The organism is Armatimonadota bacterium, from assembly GCA_013314775.1.
Lineage (GTDB): Bacteria > Armatimonadota > Zipacnadia > Zipacnadales > JABUFB01 > JABUFB01.
This window is the reverse complement of the sequence record JABUFB010000010.1, coordinates 150299-176267: the sequence shown is the minus strand read 5'-3', so window position 1 is coordinate 176267 and position 25969 is coordinate 150299. Positions and strand designations below refer to the sequence as shown.

The 25969-nt window shown below is 64.0% G+C and carries 14 protein-coding genes; 7 read left to right on the top strand and 7 right to left on the bottom strand.

Going from position 1 to position 25969, the window contains the following annotated elements:
- Positions 1–30 precede the first annotated feature (30 nt).
- Positions 31–2844 carry a hypothetical protein gene (locus HPY44_13735; GenBank protein NSW57068.1) on the bottom strand — a complete coding sequence of 938 codons (2814 nt, stop codon included), beginning with the start codon at positions 2842–2844 and terminating at the stop codon, positions 31–33.
- Between the two features lie 185 nt (positions 2845–3029).
- Between HPY44_13735 and HPY44_13730 the strand changes: the two genes are divergently transcribed.
- A complete protein-coding gene (locus HPY44_13730; protein ID NSW57067.1) occupies positions 3030–5780 on the top strand; it encodes a DUF4838 domain-containing protein in 2751 nt (916 codons plus the stop codon).
- 13 nt (positions 5781–5793) lie between these two features.
- On the opposite strand, the gene HPY44_13725 is transcribed toward HPY44_13730, so the two are convergent.
- Positions 5794–7251, bottom strand: coding sequence for a hypothetical protein (locus HPY44_13725; GenBank protein ID NSW57066.1), 1458 nt, complete (start codon positions 7249–7251; stop codon positions 5794–5796).
- 251 nt (positions 7252–7502) lie between these two features.
- Here HPY44_13725 and HPY44_13720 point away from each other — a divergent pair, with 251 nt between their 5' ends.
- Positions 7503–10451 (top strand): alpha-galactosidase, encoded by a 2949-nt coding sequence (locus tag HPY44_13720; protein NSW57065.1) that lies wholly within the window; start codon positions 7503–7505, stop codon positions 10449–10451.
- Positions 10452–10742: 291 nt separating this feature from the next.
- On the opposite strand, the gene HPY44_13715 is transcribed toward HPY44_13720, so the two are convergent.
- The 3 genes from HPY44_13715 to HPY44_13705 form a co-directional block, all read right to left on the bottom strand.
- Entirely contained in the window at positions 10743–11819 is a 1077-nt protein-coding gene (locus tag HPY44_13715) for a hypothetical protein (GenBank protein NSW57064.1), read from the bottom strand.
- Between the two features lie 13 nt (positions 11820–11832).
- A complete protein-coding gene (locus tag HPY44_13710) occupies positions 11833–15495 on the bottom strand; it encodes a hypothetical protein (GenBank protein ID NSW57063.1) in 3663 nt (1220 codons plus the stop codon).
- 99 nt (positions 15496–15594) lie between these two features.
- On the bottom strand, positions 15595–16416 hold the full coding sequence (locus tag HPY44_13705) for a sugar phosphate isomerase/epimerase (protein ID NSW57062.1): 822 nt from the start codon (positions 16414–16416) through the stop codon (positions 15595–15597).
- A 362-nt stretch (positions 16417–16778) separates the two neighbouring features.
- Between HPY44_13705 and HPY44_13700 the strand changes: the two genes are divergently transcribed.
- Positions 16779–18617 carry an APC family permease gene (locus HPY44_13700; protein ID NSW57061.1) on the top strand — a complete coding sequence of 613 codons (1839 nt, stop codon included), beginning with the start codon at positions 16779–16781 and terminating at the stop codon, positions 18615–18617.
- A gap of 29 nt (positions 18618–18646) precedes the next feature.
- On the opposite strand, the gene HPY44_13695 is transcribed toward HPY44_13700, so the two are convergent.
- Complete coding sequence (locus HPY44_13695) at positions 18647–19849, bottom strand: hypothetical protein (GenBank protein ID NSW57060.1); 1203 nt, start codon at positions 19847–19849, stop codon at positions 18647–18649.
- A gap of 170 nt (positions 19850–20019) precedes the next feature.
- On the opposite strand from HPY44_13695, the gene HPY44_13690 reads away from it, so the two are divergent.
- The 3 genes from HPY44_13690 (at position 20020) to HPY44_13680 (ending at position 21730) form a co-directional block, all read left to right on the top strand.
- Positions 20020–20700 carry an LON peptidase substrate-binding domain-containing protein gene (locus tag HPY44_13690; GenBank protein NSW57059.1) on the top strand — a complete coding sequence of 227 codons (681 nt, stop codon included), beginning with the start codon at positions 20020–20022 and terminating at the stop codon, positions 20698–20700.
- Between the two features lie 260 nt (positions 20701–20960).
- Complete coding sequence (locus HPY44_13685; protein ID NSW57058.1) at positions 20961–21332, top strand: DUF4190 domain-containing protein; 372 nt, start codon at positions 20961–20963, stop codon at positions 21330–21332.
- Between the two features lie 59 nt (positions 21333–21391).
- Positions 21392–21730: a hypothetical protein gene (locus HPY44_13680; GenBank protein ID NSW57057.1), complete on the top strand. Its 339-nt coding sequence runs from the start codon at positions 21392–21394 to the stop codon at positions 21728–21730.
- Positions 21731–22151: 421 nt separating this feature from the next.
- Here the strand turns inward: HPY44_13680 and HPY44_13675 are convergent, their stop codons facing one another.
- Complete coding sequence (locus HPY44_13675; GenBank protein NSW57056.1) at positions 22152–23576, bottom strand: FAD-dependent oxidoreductase; 1425 nt, start codon at positions 23574–23576, stop codon at positions 22152–22154.
- A 168-nt stretch (positions 23577–23744) separates the two neighbouring features.
- Between HPY44_13675 and HPY44_13670 the strand changes: the two genes are divergently transcribed.
- The gene (locus HPY44_13670) at positions 23745–25961 is read left to right on the top strand and encodes a DUF4838 domain-containing protein (protein ID NSW57055.1); all 2217 of its coding nucleotides are present in this window, start codon (positions 23745–23747) and stop codon (positions 25959–25961) included.
- Positions 25962–25969: the final 8 nt, after the last annotated feature.

Genomic DNA, 25969 nt, shown 5'->3' with positions numbered 1-25969 from the left:
AAATGCCTTTGTCCAGGGCCGGTCCGCGTACTAGCGGAACGCCTCCCCGCGCGCGAAAATGGTCACCCGCGCACGTGGAGCGGGCAGTGCGGGCCCAGCAGAGCTGAATGCCAGCGCGTTGCTGCCGGTGAGCAGTAGCGGCATGGCGATGGACGCGTTCACCTCACCCAGCGGCTCGCCGGCCGGCCCGAACAGCGTGCCTTTGCCCGATGCGTCCACCTCAAGGTATTGGCCGCTGGCGATTTCCACCGGGAAGGTGACGGTCTGCCCATTGATGTTCAGGGCCGGGTTGATGACGCGCGTGGTCACCAACGGCAGTGCGCGTACGGGCCGCAGGTCCACGAGGATGGAGTCTTCCGGCGGCAGATTGTTGCACCAGATAGTGAGCGCCGAGACCACGCTGTAGTTCACGTGTTCGCGATAGATTGAGTACCCGCCGGGGTAAGGCCACGCATAGTCGGCATAGCGGTCGGAATCATGCTCGACAAGTTCGATGTAGCGCCAACCCTCGAAGTCCACGGTCACATAGTGCTCGCCCTTGCCGTGGCTGATGTGAGAAGGGCTCTCGACCTGGAAGTTGAGCACCTCGCCCTTGCCGTCGCCCAGGACCCAGACACCCATCGTCTGCCGGTTACCGAGGTCCAGCGGCGGATCAAAGGTCTTCCTGAAGCTCGCCCAGGTTCCGCGGCGCTCCTTACCGGAGTTTGTAGCAGTCAGGCGGCCGTAGGCGACGTCTCCGTCCACGACGCATTCCAGATCCGCCTTCACCGCGGGCGCGGAGTTGCGCGAGCCGAATTCATCGGGGGAGGTGAACTCGGCCAGGTTGATGCCCTCCGGGCTGTCGTGAGGAGCGGCGGCCATCATCGCTTCGATCCGCAGGGAGGGCGCCTGTTCTCTGTAGGGATTCTGGACCGTCCACTTGTCGCTCCAGCCGTCGGGGCCCTGAACCGTGTGCTTCTGGACCTTCGCCGGGCGGAATTGCCACTGGCCGTCGGGGGCCTTCTCGAGGCTGAAGTCCACTCCCGGTTCGCGCAGCCGCGCCTTCACTGATTCAGGGAAGTACCCGGCGTGTCGCAGTTCCTCATAGCGCTTCACGATTTCCGCGAGGCGCTGGTGCCCGGGCAGCGCGGGGTTGTATCCCATGAGCGACAGTCCGGACCCGGTGCCGAGTGCCTTCGCGCACCAGTATTCGATGTCGTCCGGGAAGGTGGGTTCGCCCTGGGGTGGCTGCCAGTTCTTGAAAGCCCACCAGCCGAGTTGGCTGGGCAGGAACATCCGGTCGTTGTTCCGGTTGCCCGCCACATGCTGATCGATGAACTGCTTGTGGGAGCGAGTCGGGTGGTCCCACGCCCCGATGCGCGACCGTAGCGGCCACAGGTGGTGGTGGAAGGTGCTGTATTCCATTGCGGCCGGGTGATCCAGGCGCTTCCAGAGTTCCCAGACGTATTTCGAGCCATAGTGCCAGGCCTCAGCACTCCCGCCCAGCGTGTCCTCACCGTCCAGCGCGTCCTGGTAAATGGTGTCGAACCCACAGGCATTGAAGAAGTCGGCGTTCGCCTGCACGACTTCGAGGAACAGGTCGGAGTCGGGGTCAGGCACGAACAGCCCGAAGCACTCTTTCAGGTGGTGGACTTTCTCCCCGGCCGAGTGTGCCGAAGCTCTCGTGCCCAGTGCGCCGCGGGTGCATTGAGTGAATGCGTATGGTGGCTCCTTCGAAACGCCACCGTAAGTAATCAGCTCTTCACCGATGCGCAGCGTCACGCTGTTGCGGACGAAAAACCCGGTGATAGTGTGCATGGCCTCGGTACTCTCGGCCACGGGCACGGAGCTGGCGTCGGCCGGCAGGTCAGCGGTCAGGGTGAATGTTGCGTCCGATGCGAGCCCTGGATTGGGCACTGGCGTCACCCACGGGGTGGCCTTGTCGATGAAGAACGCGTATGGGTGCATGCCCACGTAGATGTTGGCCTCGTGGAGCCGGTCAATGACCGCTTTCACGCTGGCGACCCCGTTCGGGTACAGCTGGGGGTTGGGCAGGCAGTCGCCGAATCGGTACGTTCCCCGCCCTCCGTGAATCTGAACCTGGTTGAACCCGATGCTTTTCACGGTGCGGATGATTTCATCCACGTTCTGCTCAGACGGTGCCGCGAACAGGTATGAAGCGCGGTTGATCGGCGCGTCCATGGCCCACGGCCCGCCCAGCGGTGATTTCGGCATCTCCGGCGCGGCGGTGATGGCTTCCTTGAGCGCGTCGCGCATCTGATCCGTGGGGCAGGCGATGACGGCCACTGCCGCTCCAACCAGCCCGAACTTGCTCACGCAGCTTGCGGCAAGTCGGCTGTTCGGCCCTGGGATCTCGCGCACGTTGGTCTTCAGATTCAGCGCCAGCGCGCAGGCTGCGAAGGGCTCTTCCAGCCTGCCCTGAAGGGTAAGCTGCAGGTTCAATAGCTGGAGTTCCTCGACGTCCCCGGAAACGTCAGTCACTTCGAACACGAGATGCCGGTCATGTACCGCCACCTTGAGAGTCGCAGTTGCAGTGGTGCCGGAGAAACCGACGCGGACCGCTTCACCCCGGGAAGCCACACTCGCCGCGTCATGCCACTTGCCCGCCACCTTCGCCCGCGCGATGAATGATTCAGGCGCCCCGCGCAGGTAATTCTCCCCGGACGCGAGATCGAGGAATTCCCGGTTTTTCCCGTCTTCGCCGACGACATATCGCAGGCAGTCATTCGCGAACACAATGGTTCTCCCGTTTTGAGCATTCTGGGCTGGCGCCTGGCCGGTGATGAGCGCCACTGCTGCCAGGCAGATTGCCGAGTCAAGCACGGACCGTCTCCTCTGAACCATGTTGGGCCTCCTGGACAGCGACACATACGGCCAGCCGATGCCGATTGTTGCCATACCTCCAGAGATATTTCCCTTGAGAGGCAATCGCGACCTGCCCGGGTATGGGGAGGCTGAAGGGATCTGCTCTGCGCGCGGCCAAACTACAAGCATCCGGAGCGAATCATGCACATCTGCGAGGAATCTCCATGCGCGTTGCGCTTCTTGTCCTGATCCTCTCTGCCACGGCCTCTGTTCACGCTGCGAACCTCCTGGCGAACCCCGATATGGAACTGGGCGGTGCGACCACCGTCACCGGGTGGAACAACCACGTCGCCGTCGGTCAGTATGAGTTTGAGGTTGCCGGAAACGCGCACTCGGGCCAGCGCTGCATCGGTGTGCGCTGCGTGGGAGAGCCGGGCTGCGGGCGCTGGTATACCACCGACCTGTACCTGCTCGGGGGAGCCACCTATCGCGTCGAAGCCTGGGTTCGCACTGAGGGCGATGCCACGGCTCAACTCGCCCTGCCCTTCGCGGGACGGGGACTTGAACGCGTGGTGCGAGACAGTCCGGACTGGACGCACGTGGATGGCGAGTTCACTGCACCCGACACCGGCAGCTATGGGATTTACCTGCAGAACCTGGGCACCGGAGCCGCATTCTACGATGACGTAACCGTGGAACTCGTCTCCGCTCCTCCTTCCAGGGCCGGCGAACCCGTTTCCACAGATGGTAAGCCGATCGTGGGGATCGTAACCCCGGACACCACGCTGCCCCACCACGTCTATCTTGCCCTGGAGACCCAGCGCATTCTCAAGGCGATGACCGGCGCGGCGCCCGGAATCACGTCAGCCGGAGCCGTACCGAAGGATGGTGCCGGACGGTTTGTCTGGATCGGCGTAACACCGCCCGGGTCTGACTATGCATCAAAGCTCGCGCTGGTTGGCGAGGAGGGCATCGTGCTGGACATCGGCCCGGATGCTGTCGTCTGCCTGGGGAATACCCCGCGCGGGGAATACTACGCGGTTCATGAGTTCTTTCATGAGATCGGCTGCCGGTGGTGCTGGCCGGGCAAGGACGGCGAGGTGATCCCGCAGGTGGAGACACTCGCACTGCATCCGCGCATGATCGTCCACAGGCCCAGCTTCGACCTCCGCGGCGGGCACACGATCCAGGTCTACCACACCCCGCCGGACTGGACACCGAAACACGTGAACACGACAGACTGGGTAGACTGGGCGGCGCGCAACCGGATGAACCGCCTGAAGGCCTCGTACACCACCACCTGGGAGCACGGCGCTATCCGCGGCGGCCAGGTGGACGAGGTGGCCGGGCACACGCTGTACACCATGCTGCCGCCTGAGAAGTGGTTCGCGACCCACCCGGAGTATTACACCCTGGTCAGGGGTAAGCGCACCGCGACACACTCCAGCGGACGACCTTCGGAGATCTGCGTCTCCAATCCCGACTTGCCCCGGATCTTCGCCGATATCATCTGCGACTTCTTTGCCGCCCACCCGTCGGCGATCCGGTACTGCGTGAATGCTGAAGATGAGCCGAGCTACTGGTGCGAGTGCGAGCAATGCAAGGCGCTGGACCCGGTGCCACAGGACTGGAGCAAGAACGGTGAGGGCAGTATGCACCTGACCGACCGCTGGCTCACTTTCATCAACCGCATCGCCGAACTGGTTGAAGAGAAGTACCCGGACAAGTTCGTAGCCACCTTTGCGTACGGTTCCACACATGAACTGCCGTACAAGGTGAAGCCGCGCCGGAACGTGATGATTGAGCTTTGCTGGTGGGACCAGTGCTTCAAGCACGACATCGAGGACCCGGACTGCCAAGTGAATGCCCGGGGAATGGAATTGTTCCGGGGGTGGAGCCGCCTGGCGCCGCTTGCCCTGTATCGGTATCTCGACTACCACCACCTCGAGAGTCCCGGCGCGTACCAGCGGTTCGAGCAGGACATCCTGCGCACCACCCACGCGGCGGGTTGCCGGTATCTGTCGGATGAGTGGGACACCACCTTCAACGCCTCGCCGCTCCTGCTCAACTACCGGGCGCGGTTGCAGTGGGATGTGAACACCGATCTCGAAGCCTTCACCGATGACTTCGCGAACCGGGTCTACGGCAAGGCCGGCCCGGAGATCGCCCGGTACTTCCGGCTGCTGGATCAGGCGGTGCTCGAGTCCCCCACCGACCATGTGAGCATGAACAATCTGGAGAAGTTCACTCCGGAGGTTCTGCGCCAGGGCCACGCGATCCTGGACTTTGCCGCCGCCGCTGCCGGGGAGGATGACACCGTGCTGGCGCGGATCGACCGCCTGCGGTATTCCCTGCTGTTCGCGGAACTCGACCAGATCGAGGCCGACGCGCTGCAGAAGCCCGAACTGTATCCGACGCTTGCTGCAGTCCAGGAACGCATCTGGCAGCTTGTGGAAAAGCGCGGCATCGAGCCGATCGTGGGCTACTACGGGAAACTCGGGCGCGAGTACAGCCCGCCCGTTCAGGCCATGTCGGGCCGGCGGGTGCTGCAGATGCCGCAGCAGTGGCTGTTTCGCCCTGACCCGGACGGGGTGGGAGAAACTGACGGCTGGTTCGCCGCAAAGCCGGACGCCAACTGGAAGCCCATCTCGATCCTGAGCCCCTGGGAAGGTCAGGGCTACGAGGGCTACGACGGCGATGCCTGGTACACGGTGGAGGTCGATGTGCCTGAGATTCCCGAGGCTCGGGTGTGGCTTTACTGCGAGGCCGTGGACGAGACCTTCAAGCTCTGGATCAACGGCAAGTACGTGGGCGCCAGCGACGGTGACCCCGGGCTGCTGTGGGATAAGCCCGTTGCGGTGGATATCACGGGTAAGCTGAAGCCCGGCGCGCGCAACCGGTTGACCATGAAAGTTCATGACATCGGCTACGCGGGAGGGATCTGGAAGCCCGTCTGGATTACGGCGAGCGAGTAGTGCTGCCGAGGCTCTACCTGCGCACCAGCACCGCTACCCAGGGACCGTTGCCGGGCGCGCTGACGGGGTGCTTCGCGCCGCCTGGCAGCGTGAATTCATCTGCCCATTCGCCCGTGCTGACGTTGATCCAGCGCCCGGCGAAGAGACCAGTCGCGGCAGACAGGTCCAGGCTTACCGAGCCGCCGTTGCAGATGAACAGGACGTAGGCCTGCCCCGGCTTTCCCGCAATATACGCTTCATTGGGCTCGCGGTCGCCGAGCAGGTCCATGCACGGGGTGATGTCCCAGAACCGCACTCGCTCCTCAACCTTCCGCGCCGACCGAATGCACGCCTGGGACTGCTCGTTCAGGCCGATGCCCGATGTTGGCCGGTGGAAGCGCGAGGACGCCGAGCCCCCCAAAAGATTGCGCCAGAAGCGCTCGATTCCGTCCTGTGGAGTTCCCGAGCCGAAACTCGTCTGCCCCGCCGAATATATCTTCGTGTGGTTCACCGGGCGCGGGTGGGTCTGAGCCTGCTCAACCACCCATCGCAGCCGCCGCCAGTGGTCTTCGCCGAAGTTACGGCTGTTCACCTGCGAGATGTCGATGAAGTCGTATAGCTCCGGGTGGTCGAGTACCAGGCGGATCTGAGGGGACTTCTCGGGGATGAACCCATTGTCGAACATGTCGGTGACATACACGTCCACACCCGCCGCCGCCGCGCGGTCCTTGATGAACCGCATCCAGTACTGCCCCCAACGCACATCGGTGGATGTCTCGTTGTTCATGCAGTAGAGCACATTCCCGCAGGGCAAGCTGTACTCCAGCATCTTCGCCACGAACCGCTCCTGATACTTGCGGATCGTGTCATACTTGGGCTGGTACTCCGCCATGCCCGGCACGGTGTGGTAGAAAGGCTGTTTGTCTGCAGCCGGGTGATCGGGGTAGCGATCCGCGAGTCCGGTCTCGTCCCCCGTGTAATTGACATTGTTCGCCGGCCGGTACGGATGACGCTGCCAGTTGCGGCCGGTCCCGGAGTCGGTCAGGTCGAAGCGGTCCCACACCTCGATCTGCACAATGATGTCCCGCTCTCCCGTCCAGCGCAGCATGTTGGCGAAGCGCGTCCAGTACTCTTCGTTCCACTGGTCGAGGTCGTACTTTCCGCCTTCGATCTGCTTGTAGGGGTATACATTCCCCTCGTCCCTGTCGCTCATGGTGTTGCGGATCACGTTTCCGCCCACACTGTGCAGCAGGTCGAGGTGCTCCTCGAGGTCCGGGATCTGGAACAAGTTATCCTCGCGTGAGCCCCCGATGAGGAGCACCGGTTCGCCTTTGTACTGCCAGTAGCGCGGGTTCTCGGACCACGGGCGAATTCGGTCGGCGTTGGCGGCGTTCTGCTCCTGTCCCATGGCACTGCCTCCGCAGAGAATCGTGGTGAGTACGAGGACGACCAGACTGACCTGCACACAGGTGCTCGCTCTGGCTATGGCCATCGTCGTTGAGGCCTCCTGTCGCCAACGCTATCCGTTGGCCCGAATCTGTCCTGGGATAGGTTCGTAACGCTTACCGCTGTGAGACGGCGCCTGCGCGGGATCCGACTCTGTGCACTATTCGTTCCAGTCCCGCGTATTCCTGCGTTCACCGCGGCTCTCCGCGCCGTGCAGGCTATTGTGGCATCCGCGGCGAACGTTTCAACCGCGCACCAGACCGCCGCGTGCCCAGCGGCGCCTTGGGGAGGCTTGCGATGGGTAGCCCGGCAGGGCTGTTTCTCACTGTTTTGATAGCCCTGATGCTGATAACTCCTGCGCACGCGCAGGGCGTCACCTTCCGCGCGTCTTTCGACCACTGGCTCAAGGCCGACCAGGCTGTCGGGCAGTCCAAGCCTCTGCGAATCATCGGCGGGCGCCTCAGTCCCGGCAGATTTGGTCAAGCGCTGCTTCTGGACGGCAACTCGTACCTGGAGTTCCAGCCAGAAGGCAACGTGCCAAATGACGCCGGGACCGTTGCGGTGTGGTTCCGCCCCGATGACTGGGGCCGCAAGACTTACGACAACTTCCTCGGATTCAGCGACAACGACGTGAACGCCCTGCATTTTGAGCGCTCCCATCCCAGCGGGAAACTGCGCATCGTGCTCGGGGGGCCGGATAGCGGGAAGAGCTGGTCGATCTACTCACAGCAGCCACTGGTGAATGGCCGGTGGTACCACTGCGCGGTGGCGTGGGACATATCAGCTCGCCGCGCTGAACTCTTCGTGAACGGCGTTAGCGAAGCGATGGCCACGGAGGCCGGGCCGCTTCCCAGCAATGTCCCCGCGCTCCTGGTGGGATGCGGGTTCGGGCGGATGAGCCGAGCGGCTGTGGGGGCACTCGACGAACTTGTCATACTCGATCATGCCGCGAACGCACTGGAGGTCCAGCAGATCATGAACGGCTCTCTTTCCGACCGCGATTCCGTCGCCGTGTCCGGGCCCGGGCTGCAGACGGTGGTCCACACCGAGAACGGGACGGTGACCTTCGGCGCGACCGGTGGTTGCTCGCTGGTGGCAGGACCCTTCTCGGCCCATGTGCGCGTGGGTGAGCAGGATCTAGCGCTGAACCATCTTTCGGCCCCGGAGGACCTTCCCCCGATTGCCGCGGCGCTGGGTGAGTCCGATCACCGGCGTTTCCGCGGACAAGCCGGCGCTGCCGGACTGGCGACAGCTCTGCATGTCCAGGCACAGCGCGGCAAGATGCAGGCGCTGGTGTGGCTGGAAGTCACGAACCAGAACGACCAGAAGGTGCGGGTAACCGAGATGAGTCTGCGCGCCGAGGGAGCCGAGGCCTTGATGCTTCCCGAGCCCCTCCCGCGGCTGCGCATTTTCACGGACAACGGCAGCCTGTGCGGATCGGGTTCCCGTGATCTCGCGACGCCGGGCGCCAGCCACAGTGCAGCGGGAGCTTTAGTGATTACCGATCCCGAGGCAGCCTGGGCTGCGTCCATGTCCTTCGCCAGCTTCCAGACCGCCACCGTGAGCAACCGGGTTCGCGTGAACAATGGGGGAGTGCCTGATGCGGTCGCGGCGGTCTGTTCGTACCCGGGCGGGTATGTGCTGGATGCGGGGGAGACGCTGGCCTCCGAGGTGTTCGAGTTCTCCATCCATCCCGGCGGGCATGCGGCCCTTGAGCACTGGGCGGACACGGTCATGGCAGTGGGCGATCTGAAGCCACCCAGACACTGCGTCTCGGGATGGAACTCGTGGTATGCGTACCGCCTGACGGTCTCGGAGGACATCGTGCTGGACAATGCCCGAATCATCCGAGACCGTTTCGCGCCGCTGGGTGTGAGCAATATCCAGATCGATCACGGCTGGCAGCACCGGGACATCATCGGCCATTGGGTGCCCAACGAGCGCTTCCCGCATGGGCTGCCATGGCTGAGCGACCGGCTTCGAGAGATGGGCCTGTCACTGGGTCTGTGGGCTGCAGTGACCAGCGTTTCCGAGTTCTCGCCCGAGTATCAAGAGCACCCGGAAATGCTGGCGAAAGACGCCGAGGGAAAGCCTTTCGTGTCCTGGGATAAGTGGTACTGGGTGCCGCATGGGGCTACTCTTGCCGTGGACCCAACCAGCCCTGCAGGTGCAGCTTATTACCTCGATGCGGGCGAGAAGTTTCGCTCCTACGGCTGCACGTACCTGAAGAATGATTTCCAGGCTCATCTCATCGATCCGCGGATGAAGCTGTACGATGCGGACATGACCTTGGGCGCTCCGGTCTGGCGCGAGTTCACGCGCCTTCTCCGCCAGGGCATGGGGCAAGACATGGCGTACATGGCCTGCAACGCACCACTGAACCTGGTGGCCGGGCTATGCGATGCCGCCTGGACACATCGCGATATGGGCAATCCCGCCGGGAACTGGGAGCACATGCGGGGCTGGACCAATGACTTCGCCTGCAGGTACCACGTGAGCGGGAAGTTCTACTGGTCCGACCCCGATTACCTGCAGATTGGCCAGGGCGACGAAGACGAGAACCGCATCCGTATGGTGATCTGCGCATTGGGTGGCGGCCCGGCGTTCCTGGGAGACCGGCTGCCCGACCTGCCCGAACAGAAACTTCAGATGCTGGCCAAGTGCTTGCCCTCATACCAGCGCTGTGCCAGGCCAGTCGACCTTTTCGCGCGGGATGAATACGCACAGGTCTGGGACCTTCCAGTGAAAACGGACTGGGGCGACTGGCATGTGGTGGGGCTGCTCAACCTGGACGAACTAGACGCGCGGGTGACGATCGAGCTCGCGGATATCGGCCTCGCGGACGGTCAGCCCGTGGTGATCTGGGACTTCTTCGAGGAGCGGCTCATGGGCGAGATTCGCGCCGAAGAAGGTCTCGGACTGGCCCTGCGCGTGCCGTTGTCCGGCACGTCTTGCAAGCTACTGCGAATCGCGCCGAAGCTGGAGCGGCCTTTCGTTCTCAGCACCGACATGCACCTCACTCAGGGCGGGGTTGATCTCACCGACGTGGTGTGGGATGGGAAAGCACTTAGCCTCAGCGGCATCGCTCACCGCATGAAGGGCATGTCCGGCCGGGTATTTGTGTACGTGCCGGACGGGTATGTGCCGGCCGAGGGGAAGGCGGAGGGCAATGTGCTGGCCGTGCCGGTGGAGTTCGACGAAGCGGCTAAGTCATGGGCGGTGAAGTTCGCAAAGGCGGCTCGGTGACCCCGGGGTGCGAGTAGCGTCCGGGGACCTCGGGTGCCACACAAGGCACTGCCTGGTGTGTTCCTTCCCAGTGCACTGCTTCGTGGAGCAGCGCCCCCCGCACCGGGTGCACCACGGGTTTTCGGCCGGGCCCTTTGCCTCACTGCCCGCGAAACGGGCGGCAGCATATTGCCACGGGTGGAGTGAAGCGAAGCGAAACGAAACCCGTGGATTCGGTTTGCCCTCTGCCCCTTGAGCCCCAACGGGGGCGGCACAAGCAGGGACTGCCGGCCTCTGTCTTGCCTTGCCCGATTACTGTCCCGTGATCTCCTTCACCTTCGCAAAGAACGCCCGCTTGCGGTCCGTGTTCAGCCCCCAGTTCACGGGCGGACACTGGTAGCCGTTTTCGTAGTTGCTGGCGCCCGGGTCGAAATACCCCCATGAGCAGTATTCGCTCAGCGCCGCCAGCATATTGTTCCAGGGCTTTTCGAAGTCGAAGTGGTCATCCTCATTGAACAGGATCGGCATTGGTCGGTAACCCGGAACCTGTCTGGTCTGCCGGACCATCTGGGCGATTCGATCCGGATCGCTTACGCCGTTGCCGTGGATGAGCAGGAAGTCGGCTTCGCGCACCACGTTCTCTTTCGGGACAGTGCCGCCGCCGTAACTGGTGCTTACCAGGAGCCGCCGGCCGTCCCGCTCCCGCTCTTTGACGCGTCGGATCAGCTCATGCACTCTATCGGGCTTGAGTATCGCGTGGTCGTACGCCTTCACGTTGCACTCGTTGTTGACCTCGATGAGGACGTTCCGATAGCCGCGATCGAAGACCCAGTCCACCGCATTATCCACCGCTGTGCATACCGCCGCCTCATCCCGCAGCCGCTGGTCCTGGCCGAAGTAGAAGATGCCCAGGATCGCCACCATTCCCAGGTCGTCGGCACGGTCGAGAATGCGCTCCTGCCGCGTCATGTATTCGACCCGCAGGGAGCCGTCGCTGTTCAGGGCGGAGTTGTGCCAGGGCTGCTCTTTGCTGTAGCCCTGGGGGCTGCCCCCCTGCAGGTTGATGGTGAAGGCCAGCAGGCCATGCGCGCGCCAGGTTGGCATGGCAGCGACGAACTCGGCGGTGTTGCGCTCCGGGTCCCACTCGCCTGTGTCCGGATAGACCCATCGGACCACTGTCTCCGGGTTCATGTCGTCGAAGATTCCCTGGACCATACGGGAGTTGAATAGCAGACCCTCCACCTTCCGGTCGTTCCAGACCCGCCCGGCGTACGTGGGCTGGCCGTTGATGTGGAAGGCCTCCCCCACGATACTCACCTCGGTTTTCCGCGCGGGCGCGGCGGACGCAGCGACACTAAGCAGCAGTAGGAAGCAGACGAGAGCGGCCATGTTCTTCTCCAATTCACCTGTTGGTGGGTCTCATCGCCCGCAGGTCGCGGCGGGGATCGCTCCAGGCCCGGGCGACGGCTTCGGAAACCAAGCGCAGGACTTCAGCGCAATCCGGGTCATCTTTGGCGTACGGGGCTGGATCGCACTTGCGTCCTGATGGGGTCGGTTGGCCGGAAGGCGCGGCGATGAACAGCGACTTTGCCGGATCCTTCAGATCGACCCATTCGGGCCGGGCGAGGTTGGTCTCGGCGTGACAGGAAGAACAGCGCCTGCCGTGTATCTCGCCAATTTTCGCCCAAAGCTCCTGATCCTCGACCAGCGAATACCCCGCGGCGCCTGCAGGCCGCTTGCGGATGAAGTCGTCGTGGTAGATGCCATTGGCGTCGATCCACATGTACAGGCGCTGCCAGTCGTCGTCCGTCAGTGTGCAGCGCTCGGCATGGGTGGTGCGCAGGATCTTCACCAGCCGGCTCTTGTGAGACCCGAACTCGCCCACGGGAGTGATCCGTGCGTCGTCGTTCTTGCTGCTCAGGCAGAGCATCCCCAACCCGATGAGAGTGTCGTACGCCCGGTTATTGTTCGCAGTCAGGCCGGGCGACAGGTCCACGTTCCCCGCGGGTTTCAGGCCGCTGTGGCATGACAGGCAATTGCGGTCGATTACCGGCTGGACATCTCGCAGGAAGTTGAGTGGCTTGTGCCCCCACGGCGGCGGGACAGGCGTGGATGGCTCGCGGCGAACCGCAAGCGGCACCCCTGAAGGCAGGCGAGGGGCCACTGCCCGCGTCTCGTGGCAACCCGCGCACCCCCGGGTCTCGCCGGGTTGGAAGCTCACGTAACTGCGCATACGGCGCAATTCCATGCCGTTTTCGTCCAGCGCCTGGAAATACAGTTCGGTATCCGCGGGAACCCGGAAATACGCCGATCCGTCGGCCTCGACAGGGACGGTGCCGAATATCCGCACCGGCGTCCAGTTCACCCCTGTTGCTTTGGCGTCGGGTTCGTAGCGTTGCCCGCCGATCTCATTGTCATATGGCCACGGCACGGGTTCGGCGATGCGCAGATACCGGACCGTGCCCTTCGCGAGTTCCGGGACGCCGTCGGTCACGTCGGTGAGCACGCAGAGCGCGTCCTTCATTTCGGGCGCCAGGGCACTCGCCACGATGGGAGGCCTCTCGCGCGGGCGCAGCGGGATGGGCATGACGCAAGAGATCGACGGATCGCGGTAGAGCAGTTCCCGGCCGCCGTAGACATCCATGAGATAGAGCGCATACCCGGTCTCGTCCTGCATCGAGCCGGCGCAGTAGGCCGCAAGGTAGGTTGTACCGGACAGCGGGTACGGGTCCATGTACCAGCCCTGTCCGGGTGGGATTCGCCAACCCTCCGTGTCGGGCGGCGGTGCGGCGCCACCCAGTTCCGGCCAGATATCCGGCCCGCTGATTCGGGTAATGCACGCCGGATCGTTCATCCCCTTCCGGCGGTCCACCAGCACCACGGGTCCGGCTGCAAGGGTGTGATGACCGGTTGCTATTGCCATTACCAGGTCCGAATCCGGCACTTGGCGCGGTACCGTCAGCGTCAGTGGATAGTTGAAGTGTTGCTTCGCGAAGTTGTCAGGACCCGTGCCGTCCGGCCGGATCAGCCACAGGGGATGGGGGAACATAAGCCCGCGCTCGTGGTACTCCCAGTGGGAGTAGACGAGGGAGCCGTCGGCCAAAACGCGCGGGTACCAGTCACCGTCCTTCGTGACAGATAGACGCTTCAGGCCGGTCCCGTCGCGCTGGATAGTGTACAGGTTGGTGGTAGGTTCGTCCTTGTCGTACTCATTGCACTGGAGGGAGAATTGGCAGCGTTCGGATTCGAAGGCGATCCCGCCGTCCGGCAGATAGCACGGGTTCAGGTCGCTCCATTGGCCATCCGTGATCCGGCGCAGCTGGGACCCGTCTGCACGCATTTCATACAGGTGCAGCAGGTCCAGCGTGCGGTGGAAGTCATAGGTGTTCTGGCGCACCGTCCAGCCTGGCGGCGGCTCGTTGCTCTGAGCCCGGGTGTACGCGAAGACAATGTGCCCGGCATCGAAATCCAGGTCGATTCCGTGTACGTTTCCCGGGCCCAGCCTTCCGGCAAGAAGCGGCGTCTCGCGCCAGTCCTCGCCCGGCCGGAACCCCTGGAGCACAACGATGTCCCCGCCCGGACGTGATCCCCAGGCGTGGTGATTCACATTGATGTCCGCATAGCTCTGCTGGGTGAACCGCTTCACGAAGAGCAGGCGTTCGAAATCCAGTGCGGGGTTTGCGAAAGCCAGTTCGCGCAGGGCTACCTGCTGATCTCGTCGCAAGGCCATCCAGCCGTCAACATCCTCGGGCGTCTGCCGCAGGCTCTCAACCCGCCGGCGCAGAAGCCTGAACCGCTCTTCGAATTGCGCCCGTTCATTCGCCGGCATTCCAGCAGTTGCGAAGTCGACCATCAACCGGCGCGCGCGGTCAAAACCCGCCTCCATCGCCCTCACTACCCGCCGCATGAGCGAGGGCGCGGTCGCCGGATTTTGTCGCCACAGGTCCCAGCGCAGTCCGAGAGCCGCGTCCTGTTGCCGCCACTCACGCTCGAGCATCTCCGCGGGGGTGGGTGGTCGAACATTGGCGGTTCTGAACTCTCCGTCGGCCAGGCCTTCCTCACGCCAGCCGTCCAGAGCGTCTGGTTGGTCGAAGGTGATGACGCGATCACCCAGGGGAATCCGGTCGCAGCCGATCCAGGCCCAACCGCTGGCGGGGTTGTTGTCCACCGCCCGGAAAAACACCCGCTTGCCAAGGAATTCGCGCACGTCCCAGGTGATGGGGCGCATGGTGTTGCCCACGATGGGCTGGGCTCTGCGCAGTATCTTCTCGGTCGCCGCTTCCACAAGCTGGAAGCTGTTGAGACCCAGGTCGCCAGACGGACTGTCGGCGCCCATGACGAAGAAGGTGTACTCGGGTGTCGTGAGCTCGAAGGCTGGCGACCGCACCGCACCCGTGCCCTGCTCCCCGCCGCGCAATGAAGACAGGTACGGCGGGCAGGCGCGGTTCTCCCCGTTCGTGGTCATAATGCCCCACGTGCGGGTGGATGGTATCTCCTCCAGGGCATACTCGTCGCTGGCGCCCGGGCAGTTGAGCCACTCCTCGACGGTCAGATTCTCAGGCTTCTTCTCTTCATACCAGCCCGCCGGCGGTTGGCCCGGCGTGAGTGTCCCCATAATTGCCCGGTCACCCACTCGCACGTTGGCCCAGCCGATCCAGGCGAAGGCGTTTTCTTCCAGTCCATCCACCGCGCGGAAGTAGACCCGCCTTCCCACAAGCTCCAGGACATCCCACACGACGGGCGTCATCGGGTCGGTTCCGGGTGGGGGAGTGCGCCGCAGCGCAAGCCCGGTGTCGGCGTCGCAGAGCGCGAACCAGTTGCGGAACTTGCGCTGACCCGGCCATCCATCAGCCCCGCACATTTCGAAGCTGACAATGTCCTCGTCCAGGACGAAGACATCCGAGCGCACCGCGCCGGTGCCGCGTTCGCCGCCTCCGAGTGACGACAGATATGGGGGGACTTCCCTGCCCGCTCCGTCGCGGGTGAGCACCGCCCAGGTCTCGGCGCTGGCGCAGGCGGTGAAAGCCATGAGGGCGAGGACGAGAACGACTCTCCCGAAGAGCATTCAGCAACCTCCCGGGTGGGGTCGAGCTGGATTTCGCGTTCTCGCAGCGTTTGCGGCTTCGCGCCTGTGGGAGCCCGGTCTTCCGACGCCCGTCTTGGGTTACCCGGTCGCCTCCAGGAATCCCCGCAGGTTGCGCGCCGCTTTGAATGTGTCGCCGCGAGGGTCGACCTCGCGCTGGTAGGGGCAGTCGGTGATCTCCACCATGTAGACACCCCTGTAGCCGACCTCGCGGAAAGCCGCTATGGCCGCAAGCCAGTCGATGGTGCCTAACCCCGGCGGAAGGTGGTCATCTCGGGCGCCGTGATTGTCCTGCAGGTGGGTGGTGCGGATCAGGTCGCCGCCCAGTCGGATGCAGTCCACCACATTCATGTCGCCCAGGTTCGCATGTCCGGTGTCGATGTTCAGTCCCACATTGGGCAGGGCCACCTCGCGTACCAGGGGCACCAGGAACTCCCAGTCTGCGCGGGAGGTCATGTTCTCGACCGCGATAGTGATGTCCGGGCCCACCATCTCCGAGAACGCCACCAGCGTCTCCGTGTTGGCCTTGCGCCGCTCTTGAAGGGTTTCGGGCGCAATGCCGCCGCTGCTGTGGACTACGATTACCCGCACCCCCAGGGCTTTCGCGCGCCTTGCCGAGTCGGCGTAGGCTTCCAGCGCCGCCGGGATTCCGTCCCTCGTGCCCGGCAGGGACATCCACGCATGCAGGGACCACGAAATGAGCCCGAGTTCGGCTGTATGATTCGCGACCCGCGCAAGCCCCTCGTCATCCAGTGGCGCGGGATGGGAGTACTCGACGGCATCGAACCCGGCATCCGCAATGGTGTCCAGCGCGCGCAGGTGGCAGTCGGTGGTGAAGGTTTCCTCGGCGCCCAGCATTCCGTCGGGGTAGAGGGTATTACAGCCGATCTTGGGCGCTTCCATGTCGGACCGTCCTTGGCAGATTGGCGTTGGCACGCTCACTGGCCGGAATGGAGAAAGCTTCGCCGCCCGCCGGGAAATGCCTCCGTGTCGGACGGGTGCTATTCCGGGCCACCGCTGTGCCTCAAGCGGCGTATCCTCATCGACAGCACGCGCCTGTAGGGCTATAATTCCCGTGCAGGACGCAATGCCAACAGCGGAACACAGCCAAGACTCACCGGATAAGACCGCCATCCTCCAACGGGGTTATGTGGTGGGCTGCCCAGTTAGCCTCTCGCGCTGGGGGCCCCGCACCCCCGTTTTGGCGTGAGTACTGCCGTGCGAGCCAGTGGGTCTTCCGCGATCCTTTGAGAGATGATTTGGTCATGCCCAGCATACTCCGTCGTATGCTCGTGGGGCAACCGCTTGCCACAGTGCAACAGGCCCACGAGCGCCTCGGGAACTTCGCCGCGCTTGCTGTCTTCGCATCGGACGGGCTCTCCTCGGTTGCGTACGCCACGGAGGAAATCTTGCTCATCCTCGTCTACGCGGGGACTGGAGCGCTCCACCTGTCGCTGCCGATCTCGCTTGCCATCGCGGTGCTGATCGCGATCGTTGCGACATCCTACAGGCAGGTTGTCTACGCCTACCCCTCCGGGGGAGGCGCTTACGCAGTAGCTCGTGAGAACCTGGGCGTCATCCCCAGCCTTGTGGCCGGGGCGTCGCTATTGGTCGATTATGTGCTTACCGTCGCCGTCTCGGTTGCCGCCGGCATCGCGGCCCTCACATCGGCGTTCCCCGCGTGGTACGAACACCGAGTCGCCCTGGGGCTTGCCGCCATCGCCGCCGTGACCATCGCGAATCTGCGCGGGGTGCGGGAGTCCGCGCGGGTCTTCATGCTTCCAACCTACGGTTTTGTGGCGAGCATGCTGGTGGTGATTATGGCTGGCCTGTGGCGCGGGCTTTCCGGGCAGGGGCCCGTTGAGCCCCTCCCGGCGCACACGGATGAGGCCGCGGTCGGTGCGGTCAGCCTCTTCCTCATCCTTCGCGCCTTCTCGTCCGGGTGCGCAGCTTTGACGGGCATCGAGGCAGTGAGCAATGGCGTCCAGGCGTTCCGCGAACCGGTCGGTGCAAATGCCGCGAAAGTCCTGACGTGGCTCGCGTTGCTTCTGGGCGGGCTCTTCATCGGAACCTCGGTGATCGCCAATCTCTACCACGTGATCCCAGTGCACGACGAGACCGTGGTTTCGCAGATCGCCCGGGGCACCTTCGGACGAACCGTACCGTACTACGCGGTGCAGTTCTTCACCGCTGTTATCCTGATCTTGGCCGCAAACACCAGTTTCAACGGATTCCCGCGCCTTGCCAGCGTGCAGGCGAATGACGGCTACCTGCCCCGTCCCCTGGGCAACATTGGCGACCGCCTCGTGTACTCTAACGGCATCCTCCTACTCGGCCTTGCATCGGGGTTCCTACTCGCCGCGTTCCGGGGCGAGACCCATCGCCTCATTCCGCTTTACGCGGTGGGCGTGTTCCTGAGCTTCACGCTATCGCAGGCCGGGATGGTGCGGCACTGGATATCGGTGCGTGACGAGCAGGTGGACTGGCGGCAGCGGGTCGCCATCAATGCCGTCGGCGCGGTAATTACGGGGGGCGTGACGCTCGTGATCGCCATCAGCAAGTGGTCTATGGGCGCATGGATTGTAGTAGTGGTGATCCCAGCACTCGTGCTCCTGTTCTTACGGATCCACGAGCATTACGAGTGGTTCGGACGGCGTCTCAGCCTGGAGGGCACGCCCCAGCCGCCTCCGCCCGGCAGGAACCTGGTTCTTGTCCTTGTTGCAAGCGTCCATCGGGGAATGCTGGAAGCGGTTCATTACGCCAAGAGCCTGTCGAGTCCCGATGGCGACGTGCGCGCGGTGCACGTTGAGACGGAGTCCGATCGCCCGCGGCCCAGTCTGCTCAGTGGGTGGGAACGCTACGGGCTGGGCATCAGCCTTGTGGCGCTGCAGTCTCCTTACCGGAGCGTTGCCGAGCCGCTGCTGGAGTATGTGGAGAAGGCGATGCAGGATGAAGGCTTCGACACCGTGACCATTGTGATCCCCGAGGTGGTGATCCAGGGCTTCCTGGTCCAGTTCTTGCATAACCAGACCGCGTTGTTCTTGCAGATCGCCTTCCGAAACAAGCCGGGGGTTGTCATCGCAAATTTCCGCTATTATCTCTAACCCCCTGCAGGCAGGGCCCACCGCCAGGTTCAGGACTTGAGCACAAACAGAGGCTCCAGGCGCGCCGCGATCCGTCCCATGCCGCACTCTACCGTGCGCTGCACCACCGACTCATCGCGGTAGCCGCAGGTGAGGTCTTTGGGGTCGCTGATGATCTGGGTATCGCGCTGGTTGAGGCGCTCGAGTTCGAAATAGCGGGTGCCGTCGATCTCGATGACTCGCCTGACGGTGCTGAGGTGGGGAAGGGAGTAACCCGCGCCGTGGGGCATGACGTTGGCGTTCAGCAGGCGATCGAGCACACCAGCGTTCTCCGCGCGCTCCTCGAAGCCCAGTTCGCGCACCTTGTCGAGGGTCAGATTCGGCAGTCCCTCCATGAGGAAGGCGGGGCGATCGGCCCGCACCATGATGGGGAGCAGTGTACTGGGTTCGGTCACGGTGCTCTGGCAGCCGAGCAGGATCACATTGGGGTCGGCCAGCCCCTGATGATTGATGTTAGCGATCAGCGTAATGTCGCCGAAGAGCTCACGTGCCGCCATTTCGCGCCGGCGTATGGCGAAATCGTCTGTTTTCCAGTAGACCTCCATGTACTCTGCGAGATCATCGCCCCGCAGGATATGCATGGGACCCCACGGGGTCTCGACGATCTGATACCGGCGCTTCCAGGCACCGCTATCGTCCCAGTACAGGCCGGGTCCATGGGCGCTCTCCCCGCGCAATTCGGCGCCGGAAGCGTGGATGACGAACATGTACCGGGGCAGGTCTGTGGCGGTGAATGTCTCTGCGGTCTCGTAGATGTCAATGAAATGGTTGCCGGTGCCAAAGTCCCACTTGATGGGCACCCCGTCCAGCTCGAGGTCGCTGCGGTGCAGGTCGTGCAGGCGTCCCGTGAGTTCAACCACGTCCGGGCGCTCTTGCAGGCCTCCCACCAGCATTCCGCAGGTGTTGGGCTTCACATCCATGACCAGCAGATCCCGGTTTCCGTCGCCCCATGACAGCTTGCCCCCGTAGCCGATTCCGGCCCTCCAGCGTCCGCTGTTGCGGGTGATGGTCATGTCGGGTGTGCCCACGAAGCAGGCGTCCGGCGGGTGCCCCAGCGACTCCTGGACCATGTGGATCTTGGCAAGGCCATAGGTCATGTTCGCGATGCACAGGTCCGCCGCCGCATCCTTCTCGGCGGTGGAGAAGATGAGATCGCGGGCCCGAACAAGTCTGATATCATCACTGACGCCCATCGCTGTTTCCCCCACGTGCTAAGCCTGGGTGTGTCGTCCGTGCTACTATACCATATAGTTCGTCTGCCCATGGTCTGGTTCCTCCTGTGCGTGGTATAATGGAGAAAAGAGGGGTCGCGATGCCGATTGGCCGCGACCAAGAAAGCTTGCCTGGAGGGCGGTGATGAGTAATGCGACTGCCACTGATGCCTCTGAATACCGTGCTTTTCCCGGGGATGCCCATGCCGCTTCTCATCATGGAGCCCAGGTACCTCGCGATGGTCCAGGAATGCCTGGATGCAGAAAGCCCCTTCGGGGTGGCGCTCATCGACAGTGGCCCCGAAGTGGGCGGGATTGCCTCACCACGCAATGTGGGAACGCTGGCGCGAATCGTGCATGTTGCCGAGAATGACACGCTTCAGGACAGGGCCCTGGACATCGTGGTCGTCGGCGAGGACCGGTTTCGCATCCGTGAGGTCGAGATCGATGGCGATCTCCTGCGTGGTGTGGTTGAGCCGTACAGGCCCCGGGAGGAGGATATCCGCGTATCTCCCGAATTGTGCCGGGAACTCGCGCAGATGCTCCAGGAACACGTCGCGGCAATCATGAAGCTCATCGGCATTCCCCATGCCCAGATCCATGTCCCGGAGGACCCAGAGCCGCTGTCTTTCATGATTGCTGCCCATATCACGGCGTCTGTCCAGGAGCGCCAGAGGCTCTTGGAGATGCTCCAGCCGGCGGAACGACTGCTCCGCGAGCGAGAGCTTCTTCTCGAGGAAACCGGGCACTACCGGCTCCTGCTCGCTTCGCTGGAGCGTGCGAAAAGACCTGAATCGGATGGGGACAGCGCCGGCGCATTCTCACTCAACTGAGCGGCCAGGCGCGGCCGTCTGCTGAATCTGCCACGGGAGGCTGTCAGGTGGAAAACGAGAGAACCTGCCCGCACTGCGGGGGCGCCGTGCCCGTATCACGCGTGGTCTGCCCCCACTGCAACCGGACGCTGCCTTCCGCCGGCACTGTCCCACCTGCCTCACCCCCGCCGCCATACCGTGGCCCGGCCTACGCCTCCGTGCCAACACGCTTTCCGCCCAGCTCTGCCCGGCAACAGCCTCCTGCGCCACCCCCGGCGTCCGTGCCGCCACCGTACCCGCCCCAATATGCGGGCTACCAGGAGCCGCCGCGGATCACTCCGCCCGAGCCGCCCCATGACGACACCATGGGGATCGTCGGCCTGGTTTTCAGCATTGTGGGGCTGTTATCTTGCGGCTGCCTGCCCATTCTATGCCCGGTGGGCCTGATCCTGTCCATCATCGCCCAGAATAAGCGGCAGACGGGTGTGACCATCGCCGGAATTGTGCTGGGGATCATCGGCACTCTCGTCTTCATCCTGTCCCTGGCCTGGGCAGTCTATATGGCCATGAACCCGGAGCTGCAAAACCAGATCCTGCGGCAGTTCTTCGACCAGATGGGCGTGCCGATTCCGCCGGGCCTTCGGGGGTCGTAGCGTTCACTTGCCAGTTCCAGAACCCGTCCCCGGACAATTCCACAGAGGACTCCCCGGTCATGACCGACAAGCCATCGCCCCTGATCCGCCCCGCTCGCCTTGAGGATGCCCAGCGTTGCGGGGACATTGCCGTCGCCGCATGGGAGCCCGTCTACGCGTCACTTCGCCGAATGGTGGGGGATGAGCTGTTTGCGCTCCAATGGCCCAACTGGCAGGATAATAAGCGCGGGCAGGTGGAGGGGGTCATCCGCAAGCACACTGACTGGGCGATTGTGACGGAGCTTGGCGACACCATCGCCGGCTTTCTGACCTACATCATCCATACCGAGCGCGGCAGCGGGTCCGGTTCGACATCTCCTGCGGCCTTGGACCGCAGAATACGGGTACGTACACGCTGACCATCCGCCCGGAAGGTGGCGAGGCGCAGGTGCTGGAGGGCATAGACCATGCGCCGAAATTCAAGCTGCTGGACTGCGTGGTGGTGATGTCCGTAGCCACCGGCCCGGCCACATTCTACCTGGACAATGTGGAGTTCAACTGGGAGAAGGCGGGAGGGTAGCAGCTGGAGAGCCGGCACCCGCTCCTCGCTTCATTGGGGGTGCCGGGCCGTGGCAGGCCCGCAGAGCGCCGCCGTCCCGTGAGCGCCCAACGGGGGCGACCGCCCATAGCCAGGGGCTTCCGCCCTTGGCCATATACTGGCGGCCCTTACAAGGCCTGAGTACGGCAGGCGAAGGCAGACGGCGCGTTGGGTACAAGCACCGAACTCCGGTGCGGGCCACGTTCGGATGTCGGTCCCCCAATGCACAGCACGGACAACCGCTAGCGCAGGGGCATCCCCAACTCCCGCAGGCGATCCTGCACGGCCTCTGCGCTTGCCTCGCGCGCATTCCCATCCGGGCTGAGCGACGCCGCGACTCCCGCCGCCTGCCCCAGTTGCATGCAGTTCACCATCACCCGCAAAGCACCGGCTGCCTCGTGGGTCATTCCCGCACAACGTCCGGCCGCGAACACGTTGTCCAGGTCCCGGACGATCAGGGAACGCAGGGGCACTTGATAGCAAAGCGCGTTGCGCTTCGGCGCGTTCACCGGCTCGCCGTCCCAGCGCCCGCTCTCCGTGGAACGGTCCGGGTTGATGCGGTGGAAGGTGCCGTCCAGGCGGTTGAACACGATCCCCGGCGCGCCGGGAGTGTGAATGTCTATGGGGTAAGTGCCCTGGGCGACCGCATCCTCAAACGGCCTGGCCCACAGCAGGTCATCGCCGGTGACCTGGTAATCCGCGATTATTCGGTGGCTCTCACGCAGCCCCAATGCCGTGGCGACGGCCACGAGGCGCAGGTTCTCCCAGCCCGGCATCCGCCTGGCGCGCTCCAGCACCCAGCGCAACTGGTAACGCGCCTCAATTTCCGCCCGGGCGAGGCTCAAGGCGTCCGCGCAGTTCACATCCAGCACGCGGGTGCCCGCGGCAAAGTGTTCGGTCTCAGTGCCCGGCCAGCGATCGCCCCAGAAGAAGGCGGGGAAGGGCTGGCCATTGTAGTCCATGGTGTGCTTTGTGAGCTCCGCCGACAACGCCCCCAGTCCACCGGGCCCGAGGTTGTCGAGACGGTAGCATAGGGTGGGTGCCTGGCAGGCCCCGGTGGCATCGCCGAGTTCCGTCTCCACGCCGCTCCGGCGCACCAGGTCGGCGTCCCCGGTGCAGTCGATGAAGGACTTCGCCAACACCGCCCCGCGCCCGCTCTTTGTCTCGACCAACGCCGCCGTGACCCGTCTGCCCTCGCGGATCGCTCCGGCGAGATGAGCGTTGACCAGCACCTTCGCCCCACTGGCCAGCACCATGTCGTCGAATGCGAACCGCGCGTGCTCCGAACAGATAACCCAGTTGCCCGTCTCTCCGTCTTCGGCGGTGTTGTAGACCGCTTCCATATCCTGCAGGCGCTGGACAAGCTGCCGGGGCAAGCCACCGATGATCAGTGTCTCTCCGTCCATCCCATAGAATGGGTGCCACATGTTCACGATACCCGCGGTGGACATGCCGCCCAGGAAGCCGAAACGCTCAATGAGCAGCACACTCGCTCCGAGGGTTGCGGCTGCAGCGGCCGCACAGGCTCCCGCAGGGCCGCCTCCCAGAACCGCCACGTCGCAATCCGCGATGATCGGGATATCACGCGCCGGCTCTCGGATTGTGGCGCCGGTGGGTTCGGGCAGGAACCCGCCGAGGGGAAAGGTGACTTCGGGGTAACCGGGCATGGGAGAGCCTCCGGCGATGGGATCTAGCGCGGGTTCAGGCGCGCATCGGAGAGTTCGCCCAATGGGCACCCGTGTCCTGTGTTGGCCGCGTAAGCAGGTAGCGAACCCCCGGGAAAGGAATGTTGGTCTGCACGCCATAGGCGATAACGCACAGCGGAGGCGATCCACATGCGAGACCTTCTGCTCCTTGCGCTCTTCCCCGTCACTGTGTGGTGCCAGCCCGACATCGTGCTCGTGCGCGATTCCGTTCCTGAAGCGACCATTGTGATCCCGGCTCATGCAAGCGACACGGTGCGCTTCGCCGCCGATGAGCTGGCGAAGTACCTGGAGCAGATCAGCGGCGCGAGGCTGTCTGTGGTTGGTGAAGGCGGCGATGTGGCCGGGATCCCGGTCCACGTGGGCCCGACGTCCCAGGGCAAAGCAGTCGCCCCCGATGAGGTGGAAGGATTCACGTTGCGCGCCAGCGAGGGCGGTGTGATCATCTGTGGCGGATCAGATCGCGGGACGCTCTACGGCGTGTACCGGTTCCTGGAGGAAGCGCTGGGATGCCGCTGGCTGTCGCAAGATGTGGATTTTGTGCCTGCGGCGACGACGGTGAGGTTGAAGCCAATTCAGGTGACTTCGGCCCCGGAGTTCGACATGCGGACATTCGTCGGCACCGGCGAACAGGGGCGCGTTTGGGGCCCGAAAATGGGCTTGAACGGCTTCTACACGGCCGAATCCGCGAAGACTAATGGCGGCGCGTACTATCTTCCCAGCTCTGTCACCGGTTGCCACGCGTATCACCAGATCATGCCACCGGAGACGTACTTCGCAGAACACCCCGAGTGGTCTCCGCTCATCAACGGCCAGCGCGTGCCTACCTCATTGCACAGCAAGCAGCTCTGCGTCACCGCGCCGGGTCTCGCGGAAGAGTTCGCAAGGCGCGTCATTCGTGTCTTCGATGAGGACCCGGCCCTGCAGGTGATTTCGATCTCGCCCAATGACGGCTACGGTTGGTGCGAATGTGACGAGTGCCTGGCGTTGGACAAAGAACTCTGCGGTGGGCGCACCACGAAGCAGGGGCTGGCAATGGAGCGGCCCTTCATGGGCGACCGGGTGTTCTGGTTCGCGAACCAGGTGGCGCGGAAAGTGGCGGAAGTGCATCCCGACAAGCTGCTCCTCGTGCTGGCGTATGTGAACTATGCAGAGCCGCCGGACACCATTGTCCCCGAGCCCAATGTGATCCCATGGCTGTGTCACTACGCCCCCGCGGATTACTCCCGGCCCATCGCCGACCCCACTTCCGAACCGAACGCGCAGTTCAATGCTCTCCTACAGCGCTGGGCCAAGCTTCGGCCGGACCTGCTGTTCTACTCGTACGTGAGCAAGAGCATGTGGTGGCGGCTGCCGAGGCCGGTGACGCAGACCTTCGCGGCGGACATTGACCACCTGTACAGCCTGGGCATCCGTCGGTACTACTGCCAGAGCAGCCTCAGTGACTGGGCGCTGGATGGACCCCTGTACTACGTGATCGCCCGGAAGCTGTGGGACCCCTCGGCGGATGCGGATGCGCTCGCGGCGGACTGGACGAGCCACATGTTCGGCCCGGCGGCGCAGGAGATGGCCGCTTACTATGCGGCGGTGGCAGACTCGATCAAGGAGTCGGGGCAGTCCTTCAGCGACAACCCGATCCACCAGGTGCCCGGGTTGTTCAGCTTTGCCGATCTCGACCGCGCCATGACCCATCTGGATAAGGCCGCGAAGCTGGCAGATGCGGAGCCCTACAAGGGGCGTGTGGCGAAAGTGGCCGCTGTGTTCCAGTATGGCTACCACATGATCCGCTGCCTGGAGGCTCGGGCGAAGTTCGAGCAGACCTACACCCGGGAAGCCCTGAAAGAGACGCTGGACCACGGGCGCAAGGCGCTCTCGTTCATCCGCGTGCGCGAAGCGGCCGAGCTCATCGACGGGATGAAGCTCAGCGACGAGCTTGGCGTGATCGCGTCTGGGCTGGGCGCACCCATGCAGCTCGGTGGGCGGCAGTGCTGGAACACCGACGAGACCGGCGTGGGGGACGGTGTCGCAGGCTGGGCGACGCTCATCGCCCCTAGCCCCGTGACCGACAAGCCGCTGCGCATCGAGATGGACGTGTGGGGCAAGTCTCAACTGACGTCCATCGTCGTCAATACGGACGGCGAGAACAAGAGCTACGCACAGGGCGGCATCTGGACTCCGGTCAGGCCGCAGCAGCCGCTGTCGGGCGAGGAGCAATGGGATACTCTCGTTTTCCTCGCACCGCCCGAGGCACTGGCGCCCGGGAAGCCCTTCCAGCGCATCGGTCTGGGCGGAGGGGATTCACAGATCTGGATTTCCGCGGTGCGGGTGGGGAACAACCGCGATGAGTAGCTTTCACA

What these genes read in the sequence shown, in the direction of transcription:
- HPY44_13735 (NSW57068.1), bottom strand. Translation starts at nt 2,844, where the DNA reads ATGGTTCAGAGGAGACGGTCCGTGCTTGACTCGGCAATCTGCCTGGCA.
- HPY44_13730 (NSW57067.1), top strand. Translation starts at nt 3,030, where the DNA reads ATGCGCGTTGCGCTTCTTGTCCTGATCCTCTCTGCCACGGCCTCTGTT.
- HPY44_13725 (NSW57066.1), bottom strand. Translation starts at nt 7,251, where the DNA reads ATGGCCATAGCCAGAGCGAGCACCTGTGTGCAGGTCAGTCTGGTCGTC.
- HPY44_13720 (NSW57065.1), top strand. Translation starts at nt 7,503, where the DNA reads ATGGGTAGCCCGGCAGGGCTGTTTCTCACTGTTTTGATAGCCCTGATG.
- HPY44_13715 (NSW57064.1), bottom strand. Translation starts at nt 11,819, where the DNA reads ATGGCCGCTCTCGTCTGCTTCCTACTGCTGCTTAGTGTCGCTGCGTCC.
- HPY44_13710 (NSW57063.1), bottom strand. Translation starts at nt 15,495, where the DNA reads ATGCTCTTCGGGAGAGTCGTTCTCGTCCTCGCCCTCATGGCTTTCACC.
- HPY44_13705 (NSW57062.1), bottom strand. Translation starts at nt 16,416, where the DNA reads ATGGAAGCGCCCAAGATCGGCTGTAATACCCTCTACCCCGACGGAATG.
- HPY44_13700 (NSW57061.1), top strand. Translation starts at nt 16,779, where the DNA reads ATGCCCAGCATACTCCGTCGTATGCTCGTGGGGCAACCGCTTGCCACA.
- HPY44_13695 (NSW57060.1), bottom strand. Translation starts at nt 19,849, where the DNA reads ATGGGCGTCAGTGATGATATCAGACTTGTTCGGGCCCGCGATCTCATC.
- HPY44_13690 (NSW57059.1), top strand. Translation starts at nt 20,020, where the DNA reads ATGCGACTGCCACTGATGCCTCTGAATACCGTGCTTTTCCCGGGGATG.
- HPY44_13680 (NSW57057.1), top strand. Translation starts at nt 21,392, where the DNA reads ATGACCGACAAGCCATCGCCCCTGATCCGCCCCGCTCGCCTTGAGGAT.
- HPY44_13675 (NSW57056.1), bottom strand. Translation starts at nt 23,576, where the DNA reads ATGCCCGGTTACCCCGAAGTCACCTTTCCCCTCGGCGGGTTCCTGCCC.
- HPY44_13670 (NSW57055.1), top strand. Translation starts at nt 23,745, where the DNA reads ATGCGAGACCTTCTGCTCCTTGCGCTCTTCCCCGTCACTGTGTGGTGC.